Here is a 21,786-nt window from a genome sequence, read left to right as displayed (position 1 = left end):
TGATGGGAGCAGAAATTTTCAATGGCAGGTTTACAGTTGAAAATAGGGAAGAAGACGAATTTGTGGTTTTCCTTATCGGTATGCGTATAAATAAGTGGTGGGCGCTGCACAAATGGGTTCCTGTATTTCTAGCCATGCCTCCTATGATCAAAGAGCTTTTCAGCAACAAAGGTTTAGGATTTCTTGCTATGGAAAATTTTTTCAATTTACGTTCCACTCTCATGGTCCAATATTGGGAATCTGAGGATGATTTAATGAAATATGCAAAAGGAGAGAAACATCTGAAAGCATGGCGAGAGTTTAATAAAAAAGCCAGTAACACTGATGCAGTGGGTATCTACCATGAAACATATTTAATTAAACCTAACCAATATGAGTCAATCTATGGGAATATGCCAAGATTCGGATTAGCAAAAGCTCTCGGCCATAAACCTGTTACCCAATCATCAAAAACCGCACGCCAACGTCTGGGGAAGATCAAATGATGGGTGTGTGCAATGAGTTACTTTTGATCTTGAATTTTCAACAAAAAGGGATGATTATTCAATCAAGGCTTGCAAAGAAGTAAGACTGAATTTAAAAGTACCATCAAGCCGGTTAGAATAAAACGGGCCTCCTTACGAACACTATGTAAAAAGGAGGGAACCTTGTGAAAACAGCGATCATCGGAGCAGGACTGGCCGGTCTTTCCTGCGCATTGACATTGGAAAAACACGGGCATACTGCTGATATATTTGAACAACGAAAGGAAATAGGTTTTCGCTATGACATTGCGGAATTGATGACGCCTATTCTTCATGCCCCCATCGATGACTCGGTAAAATTCTTTTCGGAAACCTATGATATCCACTTAAAACCTACCAGCAATGTACAGAAAATATTTGTCCATTCAGAAAACGAATCTGCCTATGTAGAAGGAAATATCGGTTTTATCAATATGCGGGGCCAATACAGGGAGTCCTACGAAAAGCAAATAGCCCAACAGCTGGTGCATAGCAAAATCCAATATGACAGCCACGCGAGTTATGAAGCCATCTCAAAAGAATATACCCATGTAGTATTAGCTACAGGCGATCCACAGGATACACAGCAGATCCAGCCATATGATATAGCTTTTCCTTCTACTTTCGCTGGTGCTATCGTTAAAGGGGATTTCGTCCGTAATGAGGTACATACCTGGTTCAACAGCCAGTTTGCTCCAAAAGGTATGGGCTACTTGCTGCCTCACTCCAAAACACAGGCCACCCTCGTAATCGTCTATCCGCAATATGAAGACGATTGGATACAAAATAGAAAGGGGTTCTGGGAAGCATTTGTGAAGCAAGCCTCCCATACACTGAACCAGGAAGTTGTGATTGAAAAAGAGTTTACGATTACCGATTACATGGTAGGAAAATGCAGATATCCACGGATCGGAAACACGTTCTTTGTTGGTAACTGCTTCGGTGCCATTACTCCATTCTTGGGTTTTGGACAGACGGGATCCATACTTAGCGGCATTTATGCAGCTCAGGATATTTGCGGTCTTGGGGATTATGAAGCACTGTGTAAACCACTCTTTAAGGATTATGATGATTCCCTGGTACTCCGCAGAGGGGTTGAAAAACTGAGCAATCATCAACTGGATTTAGTGACTAGATCACTTCACAATTCGATGGTAAAGAAAGTTGTCACCCAGCCGAACATGAGTGTGTTGAAAGGACTCAGCCATGTATTGAAGCCTTTTATATCGAAATAAAGTTTTTTTTACGAAAAAAATAGCCCCCTATTGACTGAATGGGCAGGGGCTATTTTTTCTGTAAGCATAGAAGATGTGATCTGAAATTAATTTAAACTAACGGTAGTAAGAAGGTGGAATCACTGGTTATATAGAAGAAAATATTATTGGAGTTAGATCCAGATAAACGAATTGAGCAATCCGTAAAATTCACTTCCACGGACCCTGCTTAGTATATAAACATAGACGTATTTCCAAGATGAAGTAAGTATGTGAAACTCTATAAACACTGGTTCGTATACAAGATATAGTACGTTAAATGAAGGGTAATATTGGGGGAGTTTCTGGATGTATTTTAAAATCGTTATGTATTAGATAGGATTTAAGTACGCTTAGCGGGAGGTGTATTATGCAAAAGGCTATTATAGTTAGTTATCAATCTGATAAAAAGAATAACGTAAGTGAGTTAAATCAACTTCTTCAAGAGGGATGGAAGGTTGTTTCTCAGAGTCCAGTTGGTTTCGTACCCCTCATATCTACACTTGTTATACTGGAGAAAAATTAGGGACTTTTCAAGAGTAAGAAGTGTTCGCTTTTCATTATAATGGCCACTTAATTTTATGGATAACGCGAAATAAGTTTACTAAAATTAGTAAACTACAAAGGGGAAATATTGGTGAGCATTATCATCCTTCGAAACGTAATTGAAGATGATCTTCCTGTGTTCTTCAAACACCAACAGGATCCGGATGCAAATCATATGGCGGCATTTACAAGTAAGGAACCGGGAGATTGGAACAGCTTCTTAACACACTGGAATAAAATTCTGGCGGATAAAAACATCATCAAGCAAACGATCACTGTTCAAAATAATGTTGCTGGAAATATTTTATGTTTCGAGCAGTTAGGCGTACCAGGAGTTAGCTACTGGATAGGAAAAGAATATTGGGGCAAAGGAATCGCTACCAATGCTTTAAGGGAATTTTTAAAATACGTTACAGTTCGTCCACTGTATGCTCGTGCTGCCAAGGACAACATTAGATCACTCAAAGTACTGGAGAACTGTGGTTTTACAATATCTGGTGAAGACAGAGTGTTTTCTAACGCTCGTGGTGAAGAAGTGGAGGAATTTGTTCTAATACTTGACTAAAGATTATTTGCATTACAGAGTGTCTGTTATTTATACGAGTCTTGTTCTTTTTTAAATGTTAATTTTTTCTGTTATAGGGTGTAATTCTTTTATTTTCAGATTGCGCTTATTATTCTATTATAGGGGCGATTCTTTAATAAGCGTAATCCTCTCTTTATTCAAGAATTGGACGCAAGGGTTGTTAACCCAGTTTTAGATAAAAAGTGTAATGGATTTAACGCTAAATTATTTTTGAGTTTCAGTAATTATATTGAAGGTTATCCCGAACTTGTCCATTACATAGCCTTGAGCAGGGTTGAAGGAGGTTTCCTCCAATGGACCGATTACCTTCCCACTTAGCATACGAACAAAGTGTTGTGTTGTTTTTTTCTCGATTGTTAATTTGAACCACGCTCAAGAAGAAAAACAGTTGTTTCTAAAAGTTTCAAAATATGTATGTTACGCTTAAAGTAACAATTTTACATTTGGGGGCGGTGATTTGAAATTCTTTAGAATAATGACTGTGATTTTTATTGGTTATTTATCCTACATGGCCTATGAAAAAGGAGTTGAGTTAAGAGCGATGGGTACAAATGCTGATGGAGACGGAATAGGAATTAGTTTCTTAGGAATTCAAACAGCTGAAAGAGTTCCAGAAGCTAATATTCCAAAACACGCTCAAGGATTCTTTGTTTCCAGTATAATTTTGGGGATTTCCGGCTTGCTTCTTTTATTTCTACCTATGATACTAAAAATAGTACCATTGCCTTTGAAAAATTGGATCCGTAAACAGTTTGAAACTGAATAATCTTTAGAGAGTCAACATATCATGTTGGCTTTTTTTGAGGATACGGATATCCATCTTTATTTGGAAACATTGGTTTTCACGCTTATTTCTAAAGGTAGAAGATCGTAATAATGTTTTAGATGTATCTAGGCCTGTTACTTTTCTAACTGGCGACTTTTTTGCTATACATTTTAAAGCATATCCTGCACCACAGCCTACTTCCAATAAGTCCTCATTTTCTTGTAAATCTAATAGCTCAATCTCCATGTTAGGCTGTGTCCGTCAGATTTTCCTGAGCTATTCAGATGGATAGCATTAGTTAGCCTGGAAGGGTGACCAGCCTTATTACATTACCAGGGGTATTTGGGATCTTAATTGTATAACTGACGGATCAGGTTAATTCAATAACGAATATTCAGGAGGAAACTAATATTGTTAAGTGTAGATAAGCCTGGAAAGATAATTATTTTAAACGGTACCCCCAGATCTGGAAAGTCCAGTATTGCTTCAATAATCCAGAAAACATTTGAAGGTGTGTGGATGAACTTAGGAGTTGATCAGGTCATGCAGATGACTCCTGAACAGTTCCAGCCTGGGATTGGTTTAAGACCTGGAGGTGAACATCCCGAGCTAGAACCGACTATAAAAATCATGTATCGAGCTATGTATGAGGCAATCGCACAATTCAGTCGCCAAGGACTGAACGTCGTTGTGGATGTGGGGCATCATGACGGTTATTCAGTACCGTTAAGAATTCTACCTGAGTGTGCCAGAATATTGGAGGGGTTTCCAGTTTTGTTCGTAGGAGTTCGTTGTCCAATTGAAGTTATCATGGAACGACGAATCAAGACATGGAATGTTGGCTACAACGATGATCATGAAATACCAAAGCCAGTTTCTTTATGGCAGAAACTTGTTCATATACCTGGGATTTACGATTTGGAAGTTGATACATCTGTTCTAAGTCCTGAAGAGTGTGCTGAATTAATTTACAAGAGACAAGAAGATGATCCATCCCCGACAGCTTTCAAGCTCATTAAGAACATATAAAATGAACAAACCTTGCACCTGGTGTTATGAAGTTAATAGGTGCAATTGTTGAAGAAAGACTATATTTAAGAAACATAGCAAGTAATGGAGGATAAAATGAAGAAAGGATATAAAGTAGTTCTTAGTATTAGTTTCGTGTTTTATTTATTCGCATTGATGGCGCTATTATTCTTAGGTTCAAGAGGGAATGTATGGTCAGACCTATCTTTAATAGAATATATCAAGCGCTCGTCTAATTTTGTTCCATTTAAGACTATAAGTACATATATTTCAGCAATAGTTGATGGAAGTATGAATTTGGATATACCTGTAAAAAACCTTATTGGTAACTTCGTTATGTTTTTCCCAATGGGTGTTTACCTGCCTTTTGTTATGAAAAAAATAAACACAGTAGGTTTATTTGCTATTTCTATGATTATATTATTGTTTGTTATCGAAGTAATACAAGTAATAACAAGAAGAGGAAGTTTTGATATTGATGATTTCATTCTTAATATGATTGGAGCTTTGTTAGGTTTTACTATTTGGAAAACAAAAATTGTTCAGAAATTATTAAATTAAGTATTTTTATCTCTTCCACTAACGTATTTGAAGCATTGGAAAGGCAAGGGCTGTTAACCCAGGATGTGGAGTCTTAAGTGTTTACTTCTATTAAATCCTCCCAAAATTAATCAATCATGATTAGTTTAACCTTGGAATATATAGTTATAAAAGGAGGGGGGACCCTATGACGAAAAAAATTCTTTTCTTTTGTGACCCTGGAATCGATGATTCTTTAGCAATTATGTATGCTTTAATGGATCCTGACATTGAAGTCGTAGGTATCGTCACGAGTTATGGTAATGTTACTAAACAACAAGCTACAGCAAATGCTGCTTATTTGGTACAATTGGCGGGTCGAAAGGATATTCCGATTATCCCCGGAGCTTCCAAACCAGTTCAACAGGAGGAAGTTACCTTTTATCCGGAAATTCACGGTGAAGAGGGGATTGGCCCAATACAGCCCCCTGGTTATATGCAATATCAGACTTACCCTTTTGACACGATTCGTCTCCTGATAGAGAGGTTTAAGAATGAACTTATTATTGTAGACACTGGCCGTTCGACGACCCTTGCAACTGCCTTTATCTTATTTCCGGATTATATAAAAATGGTTAATTCTTTTTACGTAATGGGTGGTGCTTTCTTCGTTCCAGGAAACGTAACAGCACTAGCGGAAGCAAATTTTTATGGAGATCCGACTTCCTCTAATTTTGTTCTGAAATTTGCTCATAATCTAACGATAACTCCATTGAATGTAACTCAATTCGCTATCATAACCCCCAATGTTGTAGAGAAGATTTCCAGAAACAAGAAAAACTTCTATGCTTTCATGATGGCTCCTATTTTTGAGTATTATTACAAATTTTATAAGGAAAAAATACCTGGGATTAGCGGTGCGCCTATTCATGATTTACTGACAATAATCGTTATTAAAAATCCGGAAGTAGTGGATTACATATATTATGATGCCAACGTAGTTGAGGGAATTGAGGCAAGAGGCCAGTCCTATATTGACCTTCGTCCAACCAGCAAAAAGGGGAGTACAGGGATTGCTATGAATCTTCATTATGAAGCTTTCTTAGAAGAGTTTACTAAAGTGATGTTACCTGAGTGATTTAAAATAGAAAGGTTATTTAATAATAGAGGGGACATTCTTATGAAATCCAAACCAATTTACGTAGAATTACCTATCCAGGCCCCTGTAGAAAAAGTGTGGGAAATGTCACAGAATCCTAAGCTGCATGAGCAGTGGGATTTGCGGTTTTCTTCTATAAATTATCTGCCTAAAGAGTCAGAGGATGATCCACAATCGTTTTTATATGAAACTAAGTTCGGAGTTATAAAAGTTGCCGGCTGGGGGAAAAGTGTCGGCACACACAATAACAAACATGGCTCAAAGACCTCCTCCCTTCATTTTGGTACCGATCAAAAGATCTCTCCTATCCATGAGGGGAGAGGGTACTGGAAATACATACCTACAAATGGCGGAACGACTTTTCTGACTCAATATGATTATTCTGTCCGCTTTGGATTAATTGGGAGACTTATAGACCTATGGTTCCGTCCGTTGATGGGATGGGCGACTGCTCTTAGCTTCGACGTGCTGAAACAATGGATAGAAACGGGAGAATCTCCCAAAAGTCAGTATTTACGTCTTTCTACTAGTTATTTCATTACGCTTCTCTTTTTCTTCGTCTGGCTTTATCAGGGGTTAGTTCCCAAGATAATTGCCAAACATTCTGAAGAAATATATATGCTTTCCATGTTATCTTCCTTGAAGGGGGAAGCTGCTGTAACCGGGGTGGGAATCGTAGGTGTGCTTGAAGTTTTATTTGGGTTAATGTGGCTACTTTATCGTGAGAAAAGACATTTGCATGCTTTACAAATCGTTGTATTTCCGGTACTAACAATCAGTTCCTTAATAGCTGTACCTTCCATTTCCCTTCATCCATTTAATCCTGTTACTTTCAACGCTAGCCTATGGGTCCTTACCATTATTGGGTTCATCGTTACGAAAGGTTTGCCCAAGGCTGCTAGATGCAAGCGTACTAGGAAGGTTGATTCTAAGTGACCATTTTCCAAGATCTCTTAAAAGAAGATTTTCAAAAACTTCATCCGAAGCTTCAAGAGCGTTATGCGTTGCCAATCGGGCAGCCGTTTTATGGGAGGGGGACGATGTCGAAAATAGAAACAGGCTCTTCCTGGCAAACCCCCTTCTTAAGGTTAGCCACACGGTGGCAATTACTATTTCCGGAAAATGGAAAAGATGTCCCGTTTACAATAAAAAATACAAGCAGAATACTACCAGGGGGAGGTGTAGAAATCTATTGGGAGCGGTCTTTCTATTTTAATAAGGTTACCCGTCATTTCAATGCTTTTATGACCATTGATGAAAAATATGAATTCGTTAAGGATTACCTTGGTGAGCCTAACTTATTCTATTCCGATTTAAAATTTGAAGTAACACGTGAAGGGCGTATGTGCATTCGATCTGATTCTCAACGCATCATTTTTGGAAAGGTGGAAATTCCAATTCCTTCTTTTTTACAAGCAGATGTTACCGTTGAGGAAGGATATGATGATGCCAAAGATACTTTTACTATAAATGTTGATATACAAAATAAACTAGTAGGAAGATTGATGGCTTACGAAGGGGAATTTAAGGAGCAGCCTATTTAAATATAACAACTTAACGGGCGACCCATCTCTGGTTTCAAATGGTGCACAGATCATACAAATAAATAAAACATTTATTTTGTTTTGATCTCTGTCTTTTGCCATAGATGAAATCAGTTTTAGCAAAAAAGGATATAATCATGAAAAAGTTTTTCCCTTCTTTTTTTCTGCAAAATACATATACTCCATTATTGGATTGTAATGCAAACCTCTAACCATAGTGAAAGGAAAGTATTATTGGAAATATCACACCCCCATCCTAACGTGTTTTATTTGCCAAGTAACAATTTTTCTAACTCCTTCATTTTCAAAGAAATGGTCAACGAAAGAAAAACGTATACTTCATAAAAGGCGATGGTTGCTGTTACGACTTTTTATAAGGTTATGCGAGAGGAGGAACAAATCATGATGCTATGGCTGTTTTTGGGTGGGGCTTTGGCTCTTATTATTGGCATTGCCATTTTCTATGACTTGAAACAAAAACGAAAGACGAACAAACATAGCCACACACTTTCCGATAGCGGATTTTCCGATAGTGAACGCTATAATAAGAGAAACCATCTTAACGATTAAAACAGGTGGTATGGAAAATATTAAAAATTTAAAAAGCCCACACAATGCGGGCTTTTAATATATCCCGAAAGAAATCTCCCTCTCCAAGCGCACCTAAAGGCGGAACTCTCCTCAAAGAGTTGCTCGTCTTTTCATACATAGAACACAAGTAATATTAGGGGTTAGTTATCTCATTTGCAGTCTATTATTCCCAACAATTAGACCGGGGCAGAAACGATACTTACAGAATAAAAAACCTCCTTTTTCTGGTGAGAGGGTGTTAATTAAAGGATTAACCTGTGTTATGACGAGTTCAATTCTTTAAAGTTAATGAATTTGATCGCCGCCTTACCTCTTAAGTTATGAAGGGAAAAATTGATTTCATAGACTTGGATGGTTTCTGAAAGATTCAAGTTTATTTTTTTTGCTTATGTTATTATATTTTTAATACATATTGGAAGGTGTGATGTCTTATGGCAAATATACTAGATGAATCTAGTCAAGCAGCTTATGCATTACAGGAATATATTAATTAAGAGGAGATATCACATTGAAAATGAACGAACTGAAACTGCAATCAGAAACAGAAAGATTAGTTTTAAGACCGTTACAGAAAGAGGACTATGAACGTTGGCTAGAGGGATTTAGGGACAGGCTTCCTTCCCAGTACAAATATGACGGAGACGGCATAGATTTGAATGGATGGACGAAGGAGGAGTTCCATGATGTAGTTGCAAAATATCAGGGATTAGCTGACCATGATGAGGCATATGTTTTCGGGGTTTTTAGAAAATCGGATCAGAAACATATCGGCAAGGTGGAGTTTTGTACGATAATGAGAGAAGAATTCCAATGGGGGCTATTGGGATATCGTATGCACAACCAATTTTGGAATAATGGTTATGGTAAAGAGGCAGTCAAGGAAGGGCTAAGCATTGCCTTTAAAAATCTTGGCTACCACCGTATAGAAGCTCATATTAATTTAGATAATACTCCTTCGATTCGTTTAGCGGAGGCGGCAGGAATGAATTATGAATGTACAAGGAAGGGTTTTATTTACGAATTTAATGAATGGACCGATAACCTCGTGTATTACATAAATTCATTATAACCAGTCATCAGAGCTATCGGGCGCAATTCTTAGTTAGGGAATCGCGCCCATTATTATATGAGAAGAGACGAGAGTTTAAGATCGCCTTAAAAGAATTGTTCATCCACTTTTAAGAAATCATAGTGTAATTTTTCGAGAAGCTGAGATAATGAGAAACAGTGGGATATTTTGAACCATTTAATAACCTGGAGGGAAACTATGTTTACTGCAGATCGTATTCATTTAAGAAAGGTAACAGAAAGTGACGCAGTTATCTATCATGACTGGAGAAATAATATGGAGGTCATGGAAAACACAAATCCAGAGCTGGACGTTCATACCTTTAAAGAAACAGAGACCTTCATACAAAGTATTTGCCAATCGAGTTCATCTAAAAGTTACATCATTGAATTAAACGAAAACAATATGCCGATAGGAATTGTATCTCTTGTCCATATCGATTACAAGAATCGGAATGCTGAATGTATCATTGATATTGGTAATAAGGATTACTGGGGTAAAGGCTATGGGACACAGGCCATGACACTGCTATTGAATTATAGTTTTTATGAATTAAACTTACATAAGGTTTATTTAAGGGTATTTTCCTTTAACCAAAGGGCGATTCATTTATATGAGCGTTTGGGATTTGAAAAAGAAGGAGAATTGAAAGACCAAATATTCAGAAACGGTAATTGGCATGGGATTACTTACTTAGCGATTTTTCAGGAAAAATATTTGCAAAATAAAAACAATTCAGCTAAATCATAAGATACTCTAAGGGAATTCTCAAGTTCGTATTTTCTAAACAGGGGGGCAATTGTCCAAGATGGACGATCGTTTTTTTACTAAGTGCAGCACCTGGAAGACTTCAATTCACGAAAATTTAATACCTGAAAAGGGAGATGAAAGTAATCCAAAACAAAACGTTTTATATTTATAGCGGGTTCATTTGGTGTCTTCTATTTGCATTAATGAGTTTTTATTGGGCAAGTGGAGGGATGATAGGAGTAAAATCCTTGGGAGGACTAATCTATCAAAAAGCTGTGGAAAGAGATCCCTCTTTTATTACTATTGTTTGGTTAACTGGGGTTGCTAAGGTGTGTGGAGGTATTTTGTTATTGTTAAATCTTAGAGAATGGTCAAAAATAACAAAGCGTATAGTAGTCCTTTTAACTTTAATCAGCGGTGTCTTTTTATTTTTTTACGGCTTTGCAAACATGCTTACCTTAGCATTATCAAGTATAGGTCTGCTTTCTTTACAAATAGACAGCCTTGCTCTTAAATGGAGGCTTATTTTTTGGGAGCCATTTTTTATGATTGGGGGAGTTTTATTTATACTATCCGCGCTTAGGAGTAAAAAACGGACCTTCAAATGAACGTTTGGGATGACATTGTGACATAAAAAAAGCTGGCGCTAACCAGCTTTTTATCAATGGAAAGCAAGATAATTATTACTTGCCTTGATAGGCTTCTATTAATTTCTCTATGTTGAATTTTTTCATTTGGAGAAATGCTTTTGTTAATCGGTCCAATTGCTCTGACGTTCCATTTGCCATCATTTCTCCCATTACTTCAGGCCAGATTTGCCAGGAGGCGCCATACTTATCTTTTAACCAGCCACATTGTTCGGCTTTTGGTTCTGAGGATAGCTTTTCCCAATAGTAATCAATCTCTTCTTGATTTTTGCATCGAACTAATAGTGAAATGGCTTCATTAAATTTGAAATCATGTGACTGAGCACTATCCATCGCAGCAAACCATTGCTTTTCAAGCATAAAATCCGTAAACATCAAGGTTCCTTCTTCATCTGGTTCCATGCCTGCGGGGTAACGGGCGATTTCCTCTCTTTTGGAATCACTGAATACAGAAATATAAAAGTCACTGGCTTCTTCTGCCTTCCCTGACAAGTCCTGAACATACATCAAGGAAGGTACAATAAATGGTCGGTCTTCACCATCTGGATTCGTGAGTATCAACTGCCATGTCAGCCCATACTTATCCTGTATCCATCCGTAGCGTTTACTGAATGGATATTCTTGAAGTGGCATAAGTGGTGTACCACCATCGGACAGTTTATCCCAGAGCTGATCTAAATTGTTCCTCGCGTTGGCATCTTTTGAAGGGTCAAAATTGATAAAAAAAGAAATAGAAGGATTAAACTGGAAATGCGGCCCTCCATTAATGGCCATGAATGAATACCCCGCAATATGAAAAGATACAAAGTCACTGTCTCCAGATGGCGTGTTATGAATCGTTGTATTACTGGTGACTTTTGAATCGGGGAAAATAGATGTGTAAAATTGTGCTGCTTCATTGGCTTCCTGATCAAACCACAAATGAGGGACAATCTTTTGATTAGTGATTTAAATTCCTCCTTTTCATCATGAATGTTACCTTGTTTATTTAATATTAACTTTGTTCAAATGCTCTTCGAGGCGGTTCCAAGTTTCTGTGATGCCCTGCAGCATTCCCATGTCCATGACTTTATGGAGAGCTTCCACAGACTCATATTCTGTACGGTTAACTAGCTTCGTCTTTCCATTCATATCGATGAATTCCAAACTGTTCTCGGAAGAAGGCATCGTTTCGTCAATATTTCCGTCAGCATCAGAAAAATAATCGGTGTAAGCAATCATCTCTGGTTCAATGATCTCCCTGTAAATAACTTTCCCCCAGGACTCCATCCCATAATATTCTCCTTGATTCTGATCCATACACTTCATGCAGTAATGCCATGTGCCGCCTGGTCGGAAATCAACGTGGCAAACTGGAAGTTCCCAGCCGTTAGGACCCCACCAATGCTTAAGATGATCAGGTTCTTTAAACATTTTAAACACGAGATCGCGTGGGGCATTAAAGTTGCGCTCCAGTATTAGCACGTGACCGTCTACTCTGGATTTTAATTCATTAGTTGACATATGAATAACTCCCTTCAAATGTTTACTTTACTTTTATACGGGAAAGTCATTATCTTCCTCATCGTCAAACTTAAATGTGTTCGCTTGCTTCTAATCAGTTTTTTTTCTGTAAATCATTAAGATAATCTTCAAGCCGATCCATCCGCATTTCCCACATTCTACGGTAGGAGTCCAGCCACATATCCATCTCTTGAAGCGGTTCTGGTCTTAGCTTATAGATCCGACGATTAGCAAGCGGATGAACCTCGACAAGACCAGCTTCGTTCAAAATACGAAGGTGTTTGGAAGCTTGGGGCTGGTTTAGATTTAACTTCTCTGCAATCTCGCCTACTGGAAGGGGTTCGTCAAGTAGAAGTTCGACTATAGCAAGACGATGTGGTTCTGCCAGTGCACTAAATGTCTGTACGTTCATGGTGAATTTTCTCCTGTCATACGTATTTTTTACAAGTACCTTAGGGTATCACATTACGGATCACCTCCAAGATTTTCAACTTTAATCCAGTTCGATACTTGGTGTTACATCAATTATTCCTCATTAGGAATATTCCAGTCAAGGAATATTTTGCGTTTTTATCAGAATGGTAAGAAATACCTATTTGTATTTCGCAGGAAAAAATAATCGTAAAGAGGGTTGCGGAGAGGGCCGGAAGTTGTTCAAGCATATTGGAATAGTTGCTCAGGAACATATGAATACAAATGTTAGAACAGTTAAAGTTTAAAAATGGAATTCGAACGCTAAATGAAGGATGAATGTAACGGAAGCCTTTTTGAGGTTGCCGGATGGATGGGTGGCTAAAATTCTCTAAAACCGAACGATAAAACGTTTACATGCATTATTGTTCTGATTTAGGGTTGATGCCTGCGCAGCTTTTTGATAGACTTGCACAGTAACTAAATAGAATAACTCGTATATCCTCGGTAATATGGTCTGAGTGTCTCTACCCGGTTCCCTTAAAGAACTGGACTACGAGTTGAAGTAGCATTGCTGGTCTGTCGTAAACCAGCTTTTTAGATAGTGGATGTATAATGCCTTTCGTCTATTATCTGTACTTTGACTTCGTATGTCTGGCAGGTAGAACTTTCTATCCGGCCAGGCATTTTTTGTGTACATAGACTATGAAAGAGTATGCGAGTTGACATCACAGAAGGGGAGAGAGAAGATGCAACAAATGAGGAAGAAATTCGCACCGATCGCACTTATCACTGTTTTATTATTATCTGTTCTTGCCGGGTGCAATTCCAGCAGTCAGACAGAAGCTGCCAAAGAGGAAGAACCGCGCCCGATCCTTGTACAGGGTCCAATGCCGATTGAAGCGGAAAATTTCGCAGATAAGCTTGAAGATGTGTCTAAAGAAAAATCAGGTACGTTTGATTTTTATATCGGTACAGTGAACGACTACCCTGTCATCGTTTCTCAGACAGGAAAAGGGATGGAAAATACTGCAGCGGCAACTGCTGTTGCGATCGAAAAATACGACCCAATCGCCATCATCAACCAGGGAACTTCCGGTGGCCATGATCCAGATCTGCATGTGTTTGATATCGTCATCGGGAAAAGATCAACCAACATAGGTTCATTGAAAACCCCGCATAAAAAAGACGGCGAGGGTATTCACCCGAAGGAATGGATTCCGATGGATCTGATGGCGTCTGAAGGAAGTGCCGGCGAAGATCCGGATGCGGAGAATATCCGTTATTACAAAGGGGATGAACAACTCCTTAAAGCTGCCAATGCTGTAAAAGACACACATGAAAAAGGGAAGGTCGTCGAGGGTACAATCGGCTCTGCGGATGTATGGAATAATGAAGTCGACCGCATTCAATGGTTCCATGAAAAATACGGAACTTCTGTAGAGGAAATGGAAACGGCTGCCGGAGCGCAGATTGCCAAAGCTTATGACGTGCCTTTCCTAGGTATTCGTATCCTGTCCAACAACAAAACGAACGGCGGCGAATACAACCCCGATACGGCTGCTGCCAACCAGGCATATGTATATGAAGTCGTAAAACAATACATTTCGATGATAGAAGATAAATAAGAGAAATCTGAAAAGAGCTTGGAAGTCCAAGCTCTTTTTTCGTGGGAAAATATTTACATAAAAGTAAAACTCCCTCCACTTGAGATTTATAATCTGCGATTACACTGAAATCGAATCGAAAAGAGGAGGAGTGGTGAAATGAAAAAGTATGTGAGTATCTTGGTTACCATGTTGGTGTTATTTGTTACTTTGCCGGGCATAGGAAGCAGTGCTTTAGAAAAAAACAAAAATCTCTCCAGTGGAGAACCGGTAAATATTAAGGTGATGTCCTACAATATCCATCATGCTGTTGGGGAAGATGGGGAATTGAACTTAGATAGAATAGCCGAGGTGATCAAAAACACTGACTCTGATATTATCGGTTTGCAGGAGGTAGATAACCACTGGTCCTCACGCAGTGATTTTCAAGATCAGGCAAAATTGTTGGCAGAACGCCTCGACATGTTTTATATTTACGCAGCAAATCTGAACTATGAATCATCTGAAGAAGGCGTTCCCAACAGACAATATGGGACAGCAATTTTAAGTGAATATCCCTTTCTCGATGGCTTTAATCATCTTCTTCCAAAGATCGGCGATACCGAACAAAGAGGGCTCTTTGAGGCTGTCATTAATGTAAAAGGTACACAACTTCACCTCTATAATACTCATCTTGCACTGACTCCTGAAGAACGGAAGATACAAATTCGCGAAATAGTTGATATAGCTGGCGGTGCACAAGGACCGCAAATTATTATGGGTGACTTAAATGCACTGCCTTCGAGTGAGGCAATGAAGCCTTTATACAGTCATTATAGCGATGCTTTCGAAGGTCATGAAGATGCTTACACCTATTCAGCCACGAATCCGACTAAACGAATCAATTACATTTTTACCTCCAACGATTTAGAAACTAAACAGGCGCAGGTAATTAATACTCTGGCATCCGATCATCTCCCGATAACCACTGAAATTACTCTCTATCGATCTCAACCTTATCAAAACGGAAATAAGTAAATGATTAAGGAGGATCCCTTTATGCAATAAATTACGCCAAAATGATTGCCGAGGAGCGAGGCACCTTCCTCTCCTGCGGAAGAACGAGTGAGCTGAGATCGCCGAGCGTGGGTGTCGCAAGGAAGCTCGGGCGCTCGTCCGCGGAAAGAGAGGGGGCTTTCGCTCCTGGCGACAAGACAAAACTTTAGTAACCGTTAGTTTTCCCACAAACAGAGGACAGACGATTCGTTCGTCTGTCCTTTTGTTCGTCTATATATTATTCCTGTTGAACTTTCCCTCATTCTTCGTTTTGTGGTGAATAACCAGCTTTCTTCGCATCGCTTTCTTCAAAGAAGAATACGCGCTCTTCAATCGGGACACTTTCCCATTTTTCCGGCTCTACGTATTCTTTCGTTTCATGGTTTCCAACATACTTATCGGGACCGCCGCGTTTGTTAAAACGGAATTCGTAAGGCAGTTCATCAATGGGACGTTCCGGATTCCATAAACCACGGCCAGCTTCCTTCGCTGTGACGACAGCTTTTCCGTATTCTTCAAAATTATATAAATTCGGATAGATGAAGTAAGGGACAGCCATTCCCTTTAAAATGAGTTCTTTGTTCATGTTTGTATCTTCCTGCCATACGATAGCCAGCAATCGGTCATAGGCATCAAAAGGCTCTTCCCCGACACGGACGGTCACCTTTTCACCCTGTTGCAGCAGTTCCTGCAGCTGGCGTTTGGCTTCTTCTGCATAATAACCTTGGGAATCACCCTGGTAGTTCGTCTCCGGGGTGTCAATGGAAACCAACCTGATTTTAGTTGTACCAAGCACAGGCTTTTGTAAGTGAATCGTATCTCCATCCACCACATCCTTTACCGTTGACTCGAATTCGCGGATATCTTTCGGCGCTTCTGGCTGCTTGTCACTTTCTTTTACAGCAGCTTTCGAATCTACATTCATTTCCTGTAGCTTACTGGCATCAAGCCTACCTTCCACATCATACCATTTACCTGCTTCAAGACCTTCCAGTTTGTTCTTCGATTTGACGAGCATGCTATTCAGGTTATGATCGATCAGTGGATAGTTATAGCCATCCTCGAGCGGTTCTTCAGGTGTAGCAGCGAGATAGCCGTTTATGGTAACATCCCTGTCTCCCCAAGCGTTTTCTCCCTGTTTAGCCAATTCTTCGATTTTTACATTTGTAGTCAATTCATCCACCTCTTTCCTGAAGTTAGTTATTAGTTTACTAGATAAGCAGTCTTAATAAAGCTATATTACAGAATCTGAATCGTTTTCCCCTTTCTCTGTAGCATGTTTTTAACATTTTTTCACGTTATCTTGTTTCCAGCAAGTTCCTGCATGAAGGTGCCGGCTATGCGCCAACCAAAGTCGAAGTACTCTATGAAAATGACCAAAAGTACTGCTCGTCCACAGAATAGAGGTAGAAACCAAAGATTACAGCATACGAGCAAGTGCAGCAGTTTTATATTCCAGGAGGCTTACGATTCTATTTGACAAATAGAAATAAATTGATAGTATGAAATGAAAATACTATACTGTTTTTTCCGCTAGGGGGACCTTTCCTCGGACGGTGTGCCATCGTTGAGTCAAAGGTTGAGATTAAAGTGATACTTTAAGACCCTTGGAACCTGATCTGGTTTAGACCAGCGTAGGGAAGTGGATTGGGAAACCTTGGATGGAAGTATCTTTTTTTCTATTTAAAATTCCAATTTGACCACTTTTCTTACGCTGGTAAGGAAAGTGGTTTTTTTATTGTCTAGGAAATTACAAAAATGGATGGTTGTGGATAACCCTTTTACGGAGGGCTTCATCCAGCTCCAGCGCCTACCCCCTCGAGGTCTTAAGCCGATCCTCTCTGTGACAAAGAACGTCACGGCGAGGCTTGGCTTAAGCTTGTCGGGGGTGAACGAGGCGCTTCCGCTTTTGTACCGTTAGGAAAGTCCAAATCACAAATTTTTAACAAAAGGGAGAGAAGATGTATGGAAAAAGGGCTGAAACTGACAGACATTCTGGTGACAATTGTCATCTCTTTGATTTTTGGGGTGATTTATAAGCTGTGGGGGCCGTTGTACGGTGTCGTGGCAACGCTCGGTCTTCATATCGAGCAGCTGATCTATGGCATGTGGTTCATTGCGGCTGTGGTTGCCTATTTGATTATTCGAAAACCTGGTGTAGCTCTGCTTGCGGAAGTAGCGGCAGCCCAGGGAGAGTTCATTTTCGGCGGGGAATGGGGAGTAGCTACGTTAATATTCGGGCTTGGCCAAGGTTTGGCTGCGGAATTGCTGTTCGCCGCCTTCCGCTACAAGCGATTCGATATGCTGGCTGCATCTTTAGCAGGTGTTGCTTCTGCCATTGCTTCAATTGGAATCGATTTTTATTACGGCTATATCGGTGATCTCGCCCTTTGGAATTTGCTTATTCTGATTGGAACGAGGCTGCTTGGTGCTGTTCTCATTTCTGGAGTATTCGCTTATCTGCTTGTCCAGGCGTTAGAGAAAACCGGTGTCACAAACCTTGTACGCCCCGCTTCTGAAGAAGATTATCGGGCATTAGGGTAGGGTGATGAAATGAATATTGCCAGTGTGACGAATATGAGATTGAAATTTCCCGGAAAGGAATCTCTACTGTTCAGCGATTTCTCCCTCTCTATCAAAGAGGGGGAGAAAGTGTTAATACTCGGTCCGTCAGGCTGCGGGAAATCGACATTGCTGCAGGTGTTATCCGGACTGATTCCTAAGACAGTGGATGTGCCGATGAAGGCAGATGAAATCACGGTGCCACATTCGTGGGGATACCTATTTCAAGATCCGGATGCGCAGTTTTGCATGCCATATGTAGATGAGGAAATTGCTTTTGTACTGGAAAATCTCGAGGTTCCTCGTGAGAAAATGCCGGACTGCATCACCTCTTATTTGCGTCAGGTCGGCCTTGCTTTTGAAAATAACCATACGAAAATCAGCACCTTATCTGGTGGGATGAAGCAGCGGCTGGCACTTGCTTCTGTACTCGCCCTGGAGCCTGAGGTGATTTTCCTCGATGAACCGACTGCGATGCTCGACCCGGATGGAACTACACAAGTATGGGATACGATAAAACAAATCGGTGATGACAAAACGCTCATCATTATCGAGCACAAAATCGATCAGATCGTCGATGTTGTCGACCGGATTATTCTGCTTGGAAAAAATGGAAACATCATTGCCGAAGGACCGAAGCAGGTCATTTTTGAAGGGTACAAGCAGAAATTAAAAGAAGCGGGGATTTGGTATCCCGGTGTCTGGGATGATTATTTGGAGGAGAACCAGCCAGACAGAACAATAGAGCCAGTCAATAACCAACCACCTGCGATTACCCTGTCTGATTTTTCCGGCTATCGCGGAAAAAAGGAAATCGTTCATATAGATTACGCAGAAGCCCGGCTTGGGGAGTGGATAACGGTAATCGGTGAAAATGGAGCAGGAAAAAGCACACTTCTGCTTGCGTTGATGAACCTGGTGCAGTCAGCAGGTACGTACGATATCAATGGTCGTGACCATAAAAAAGTCACAAACTTCGCTGAGGAGATGGCGTTTGTTTTTCAAAACCCCGAATACCAATTTGTGACGAATTCCGTCTATGATGAGGTGGCGTTTACACTCCGGCTGGAAAAAAGGGAGGAGGCGGAGATTTCTTCACGAGTGAGCGATTCCCTTCACTTTTATCAGCTGGAAGAGGAACAGGACAACCATCCTTATCAGCTATCCATCGGTCAAAAACGGCGGCTGAGTGTCGCTGCTTCCCTCATAAAGGACCAGCCGATCCTGTTATTGGATGAACCGACATTCGGCCAGGATGCGAAGAACACTTTCGCCATCCTGGAGCAGCTTGAACAAGTGCGGAAAAGAGGAGCGGCTATTCTCATGGTGACTCACGACACCAAGGTTGTAGAGCATTTTGCCACCAGAGTCTGGCAGCTGGAAGATGGAAAACTTATTAAAAATGTGCCAGCTTCAGAGTATCCTCAAGAGCCGGTACATGCCTAGGAGGGAAAGGAATGGATTTTTCACACCAGGAAACCTGGCTCCATCACATTAATCCGAGTCTGAAATTGCTTATCCTTGTAGTCCTGTTCATCCAGATACTGATGATTCACAATATCAACTTTCTTCTTAATGAACTGATCGGTATGCTCATTCTTTACCTATTCTTTACCGGCCATCCATCGAAGCGGCTAGTCCTGATTTCCCTGCCATTCCTGTTGATTTTCCTCACTTCCTCTACGTCGATGATTTTTTTCGGGAAAGGGGAAACGACCTGGCTGCATTGGGGGCTGGTGCACATCACGGAGGAAAGTTTCACCAGAGGGCTGCACCTCGGGTTTAGGGGAATTGTCTTCGCTGTGTTAGGCGTTGTCTTTGCCTTGACGACAAGGCCGGTATTTCTGTTTTACTCCCTGATGCAGCAGCTGAAGCTGAAGCCGAAATTCGCATACAGCTTTATGGCTGCTGTCAGATTACTGCCACTGATGGCAGAAGAGATGCAGACATTGAACCATGCCTTAAAAGTCCGTGGTGTCCAAAGGAAAAAGGGGATCACAGGTTTTTATCACAAGCTTAAATCTTATTCGATTCCTCTCCTGTCCCAAAGTATCCGGCGTGCCCACCGGATCGCCGTTGCCATGGAAGCGAAGCGTTTTTCAGAAGCAAAAAGCCGGACTTACTATTACCGGTTAGGCTTTTCTAAATACGATGGACTGTTTCTGATTTATCTGCTGGGCGTGACGATGCTCGCCTATTACATGGCTGTACATTTTCCTTACTTTTCCACTACGGATGTGCGTTATCTGTGATGATTAACAGAAAAACTTGGCCTTGTCACAAAGTCCGTATGGCGAAAGCCTTTGTTTTACTTATACTTTAATCCTTCAACAACGTTCAACTTTCTTAACGTGTAAAAAAGCTGACCTTGTCACGGGTCAGCTTTTCTTTAGGCATTCTTTGATTGATAGTGGTTCAGTAAAGTGAAAAATATACGATGAACAAGTCCGATAAATCCCGGTATCCATGCCGCCAGGGCGACAAAAACCATGAATTTTGGAATCACGGTTAAAAAGGGGAGTTCCAATGCCTTGGATAGCTGATAAGTGCTTGATGTGTACATGGACAACGGGAACACCATCCCCCAGAATTGAGGATCGTATCCAAGCGGGTAGCGGTTGTATATATGACGCCAAAACATAAGGATGATTAATAAAGGAATCCACCACGTTCCGGCAATCCAGAAAAACAAGGTGAATCCTTTGATGAATGGTGTGATTTCACCAAGCAGCGACCACTCTTCCGCGTGCAAAATCAAGGTGGATCCCGCCAATGTCGCAATAGCGACCGCACCCATGTTGATCCAGTAGGGAGGGGTGAGGGCATCAAATTTGAAATTGACGAAGGTGAACCGGTAAAAGATAAGCGTCATGATGTTCAAGTAAAGCATACAGCCCAAAAAATACATACATAAAGTGATGAATAATATAATAGTCTGCCCATTTTCAACATAAGGGCTGAGAAGTGTGCCGAGAATCGAAATCGATTGGGTGGCCACGGATGCAATCAGCCACGCGCCGTTGACTCCCTCGGCAATCGTAGGTTTATCCCGCCGTACCGTTACTGCTGTAAAAAAGGTGTACATTATGATCAGCCATAGGAAAATGGCAAGTAACCATAAATACACAGGGAATGTATGATTGCCGGCGACAATGATTAACTGACTGCCGAAAACATTCGTGGCAGCAATCAACGTAAAGAAACCTGGCCCGCGGGCATGGCTTGTCAGGTCAGCTTTCAGATTCCGGAAATAAAATAGTATCCGGATAATGGTAAGCAGCCAAAGGGTGAGATAGGCAGCAACATTTATGTATAGCAGGAGTTCAGCAATGAAAATCATATCAAGCAGGTACGTACCGATCGACAGTGCACCTGAAGCCATAACTAGGGCGAAATATCCCGGAAATAGGTGTTCTGCCTGTTTTTTGAGATAACTGAGCAATAGTTTCAACCCCTAAATTTTGTAAGAAGTTTATTTTCTACACTTTATAGTACCTTACTTTTTACTAAGTATCTCTTTATTTGTCATTTCGTCATAAATATTTCATTTTTCCTAACAACTTCCAACCGCTCGCTTCATCTCCATATTCGACACATGAAGGTTCCTCCCCTTTTGAAAGTATGAAAAATAAATTCCACTCGCTAGCCGATATGCTGGTATAGAAATATTTCAAGCACTCCTGTGTAATTTCTCCCATGAGTAATA

General features: G+C 40.4%; 24 protein-coding genes and 2 riboswitches. Of the genes, 18 read left to right on the top strand and 6 right to left on the bottom strand.

Features of this window, described 5'->3' with window-relative positions; all coding sequences use genetic code 11:
• Positions 1-2 precede the first annotated feature (2 nt).
• From JOC33_RS10440 to JOC33_RS10425, 4 genes are all read left to right on the top strand, one after another.
• Positions 3-485, top strand: a complete 483-nt coding sequence (locus tag JOC33_RS10440; protein WP_205092512.1) for a DUF4188 domain-containing protein — start codon at positions 3-5, stop codon at positions 483-485.
• Positions 486-649: 164 nt separating this feature from the next.
• Positions 650-1,738, top strand: coding sequence for an NAD(P)-binding protein (locus JOC33_RS10435; RefSeq protein ID WP_205092409.1), 1,089 nt, complete (start codon positions 650-652; stop codon positions 1,736-1,738).
• 655 nt (positions 1,739-2,393) lie between these two features.
• Positions 2,394-2,867, top strand: a complete 474-nt coding sequence (locus tag JOC33_RS10430) for a GNAT family N-acetyltransferase (RefSeq protein ID WP_205092408.1) — start codon at positions 2,394-2,396, stop codon at positions 2,865-2,867.
• A gap of 478 nt (positions 2,868-3,345) precedes the next feature.
• Complete coding sequence (locus JOC33_RS10425; protein ID WP_205092407.1) at positions 3,346-3,654, top strand: hypothetical protein; 309 nt, start codon at positions 3,346-3,348, stop codon at positions 3,652-3,654.
• Between the two features lie 3 nt (positions 3,655-3,657).
• Here the strand turns inward: JOC33_RS10425 and JOC33_RS10420 are convergent, their stop codons facing one another.
• A complete protein-coding gene (locus tag JOC33_RS10420; RefSeq protein ID WP_205092406.1) occupies positions 3,658-3,900 on the bottom strand; it encodes a methyltransferase domain-containing protein in 243 nt (80 codons plus the stop codon).
• Between the two features lie 165 nt (positions 3,901-4,065).
• On the opposite strand from JOC33_RS10420, the gene JOC33_RS10415 reads away from it, so the two are divergent.
• The 9 genes from JOC33_RS10415 to JOC33_RS10375 all read left to right on the top strand — a co-directional run bounded on the left by JOC33_RS10415 (position 4,066) and on the right by JOC33_RS10375 (position 10,923).
• Positions 4,066-4,683: a chloramphenicol phosphotransferase CPT family protein gene (locus JOC33_RS10415; protein WP_205092405.1), complete on the top strand. Its 618-nt coding sequence runs from the start codon at positions 4,066-4,068 to the stop codon at positions 4,681-4,683.
• A 96-nt stretch (positions 4,684-4,779) separates the two neighbouring features.
• Positions 4,780-5,244, top strand: a complete 465-nt coding sequence (locus tag JOC33_RS10410) for a VanZ family protein (RefSeq protein ID WP_205092404.1) — start codon at positions 4,780-4,782, stop codon at positions 5,242-5,244.
• A gap of 166 nt (positions 5,245-5,410) precedes the next feature.
• Positions 5,411-6,340, top strand: a complete 930-nt coding sequence (locus JOC33_RS10405) for a nucleoside hydrolase (RefSeq protein ID WP_205092403.1) — start codon at positions 5,411-5,413, stop codon at positions 6,338-6,340.
• Positions 6,341-6,382: 42 nt separating this feature from the next.
• A complete protein-coding gene (locus JOC33_RS10400) occupies positions 6,383-7,297 on the top strand; it encodes a DoxX-like family protein (RefSeq protein WP_205092402.1) in 915 nt (304 codons plus the stop codon).
• Positions 7,294-7,905, top strand: coding sequence for a DUF4166 domain-containing protein (locus JOC33_RS10395; RefSeq protein WP_205092401.1), 612 nt, complete (start codon positions 7,294-7,296; stop codon positions 7,903-7,905). Before JOC33_RS10400 ends, JOC33_RS10395 begins: the two co-directional genes overlap by 4 nt.
• A gap of 402 nt (positions 7,906-8,307) precedes the next feature.
• On the top strand, positions 8,308-8,475 hold the full coding sequence (locus tag JOC33_RS10390; RefSeq protein ID WP_205092400.1) for a hypothetical protein: 168 nt from the start codon (positions 8,308-8,310) through the stop codon (positions 8,473-8,475).
• Positions 8,476-9,010: 535 nt separating this feature from the next.
• Positions 9,011-9,565, top strand: a complete 555-nt coding sequence (locus JOC33_RS10385) for a GNAT family N-acetyltransferase (RefSeq protein ID WP_205092511.1) — start codon at positions 9,011-9,013, stop codon at positions 9,563-9,565.
• Positions 9,566-9,763: 198 nt separating this feature from the next.
• Positions 9,764-10,315 (top strand): GNAT family N-acetyltransferase, encoded by a 552-nt coding sequence (locus JOC33_RS10380; RefSeq protein ID WP_205092399.1) that lies wholly within the window; start codon positions 9,764-9,766, stop codon positions 10,313-10,315.
• A gap of 134 nt (positions 10,316-10,449) precedes the next feature.
• Positions 10,450-10,923: a DUF3995 domain-containing protein gene (locus JOC33_RS10375; protein ID WP_205092398.1), complete on the top strand. Its 474-nt coding sequence runs from the start codon at positions 10,450-10,452 to the stop codon at positions 10,921-10,923.
• 75 nt (positions 10,924-10,998) lie between these two features.
• Here the strand turns inward: JOC33_RS10375 and JOC33_RS10370 are convergent, their stop codons facing one another.
• From JOC33_RS10370 to JOC33_RS10360, 3 genes are all read right to left on the bottom strand, one after another.
• The gene (locus JOC33_RS10370) at positions 10,999-11,910 is read right to left on the bottom strand and encodes a VOC family protein (RefSeq protein WP_205092510.1); all 912 of its coding nucleotides are present in this window, start codon (positions 11,908-11,910) and stop codon (positions 10,999-11,001) included.
• A gap of 36 nt (positions 11,911-11,946) precedes the next feature.
• Entirely contained in the window at positions 11,947-12,465 is a 519-nt protein-coding gene (locus JOC33_RS10365) for an SRPBCC domain-containing protein (protein WP_205092397.1), read from the bottom strand.
• A gap of 94 nt (positions 12,466-12,559) precedes the next feature.
• On the bottom strand, positions 12,560-12,877 hold the full coding sequence (locus tag JOC33_RS10360; protein ID WP_205092396.1) for an ArsR/SmtB family transcription factor: 318 nt from the start codon (positions 12,875-12,877) through the stop codon (positions 12,560-12,562).
• A gap of 473 nt (positions 12,878-13,350) precedes the next feature.
• Positions 13,351-13,452: riboswitch (purine riboswitch) on the top strand.
• A 182-nt stretch (positions 13,453-13,634) separates the two neighbouring features.
• Between JOC33_RS10360 and JOC33_RS10355 the strand changes: the two genes are divergently transcribed.
• Together JOC33_RS10355 and JOC33_RS10350 are read left to right on the top strand one after the other, a co-directional pair.
• Entirely contained in the window at positions 13,635-14,504 is an 870-nt protein-coding gene (locus JOC33_RS10355; RefSeq protein ID WP_205092509.1) for a 5'-methylthioadenosine/S-adenosylhomocysteine nucleosidase, read from the top strand.
• A 138-nt stretch (positions 14,505-14,642) separates the two neighbouring features.
• Positions 14,643-15,500 (top strand): endonuclease/exonuclease/phosphatase family protein, encoded by an 858-nt coding sequence (locus tag JOC33_RS10350; RefSeq protein ID WP_205092395.1) that lies wholly within the window; start codon positions 14,643-14,645, stop codon positions 15,498-15,500.
• A 277-nt stretch (positions 15,501-15,777) separates the two neighbouring features.
• Here JOC33_RS10350 and JOC33_RS10345 read toward each other — a convergent pair whose 3' ends face one another.
• Positions 15,778-16,692 carry a thermonuclease family protein gene (locus tag JOC33_RS10345; protein ID WP_205092394.1) on the bottom strand — a complete coding sequence of 305 codons (915 nt, stop codon included), beginning with the start codon at positions 16,690-16,692 and terminating at the stop codon, positions 15,778-15,780.
• 351 nt (positions 16,693-17,043) lie between these two features.
• Positions 17,044-17,176: riboswitch (TPP riboswitch) on the top strand.
• 307 nt (positions 17,177-17,483) lie between these two features.
• Between JOC33_RS10345 and JOC33_RS10340 the strand changes: the two genes are divergently transcribed.
• Genes JOC33_RS10340 through JOC33_RS10330 form a run of 3 tightly spaced genes read left to right on the top strand, consistent with a single transcriptional unit; the run spans position 17,484 to position 20,332 of the window.
• Positions 17,484-18,062 (top strand): ECF transporter S component, encoded by a 579-nt coding sequence (locus JOC33_RS10340; protein ID WP_205092393.1) that lies wholly within the window; start codon positions 17,484-17,486, stop codon positions 18,060-18,062.
• Positions 18,063-18,071: 9 nt separating this feature from the next.
• Positions 18,072-19,526: an ABC transporter ATP-binding protein gene (locus tag JOC33_RS10335; protein ID WP_205092392.1), complete on the top strand. Its 1,455-nt coding sequence runs from the start codon at positions 18,072-18,074 to the stop codon at positions 19,524-19,526.
• 11 nt (positions 19,527-19,537) lie between these two features.
• On the top strand, positions 19,538-20,332 hold the full coding sequence (locus JOC33_RS10330; protein ID WP_205092391.1) for an energy-coupling factor transporter transmembrane component T family protein: 795 nt from the start codon (positions 19,538-19,540) through the stop codon (positions 20,330-20,332).
• A 137-nt stretch (positions 20,333-20,469) separates the two neighbouring features.
• Here the strand turns inward: JOC33_RS10330 and JOC33_RS10325 are convergent, their stop codons facing one another.
• The gene (locus JOC33_RS10325; protein ID WP_239534085.1) at positions 20,470-21,522 is read right to left on the bottom strand and encodes a tellurite resistance/C4-dicarboxylate transporter family protein; all 1,053 of its coding nucleotides are present in this window, start codon (positions 21,520-21,522) and stop codon (positions 20,470-20,472) included.
• Between the last annotated feature and the right edge of the window lie 264 nt (positions 21,523-21,786).

The sequence above is a fragment of the Thalassobacillus pellis genome (genome assembly GCF_016908295.1).
GTDB classification, from domain to species: domain Bacteria; phylum Bacillota; class Bacilli; order Bacillales; family Halobacillaceae; genus Thalassobacillus; species Thalassobacillus pellis.
The sequence above is the reverse complement of the archived record's forward strand: the minus strand, read 5'-3'. Positions and strand labels throughout refer to the sequence as shown.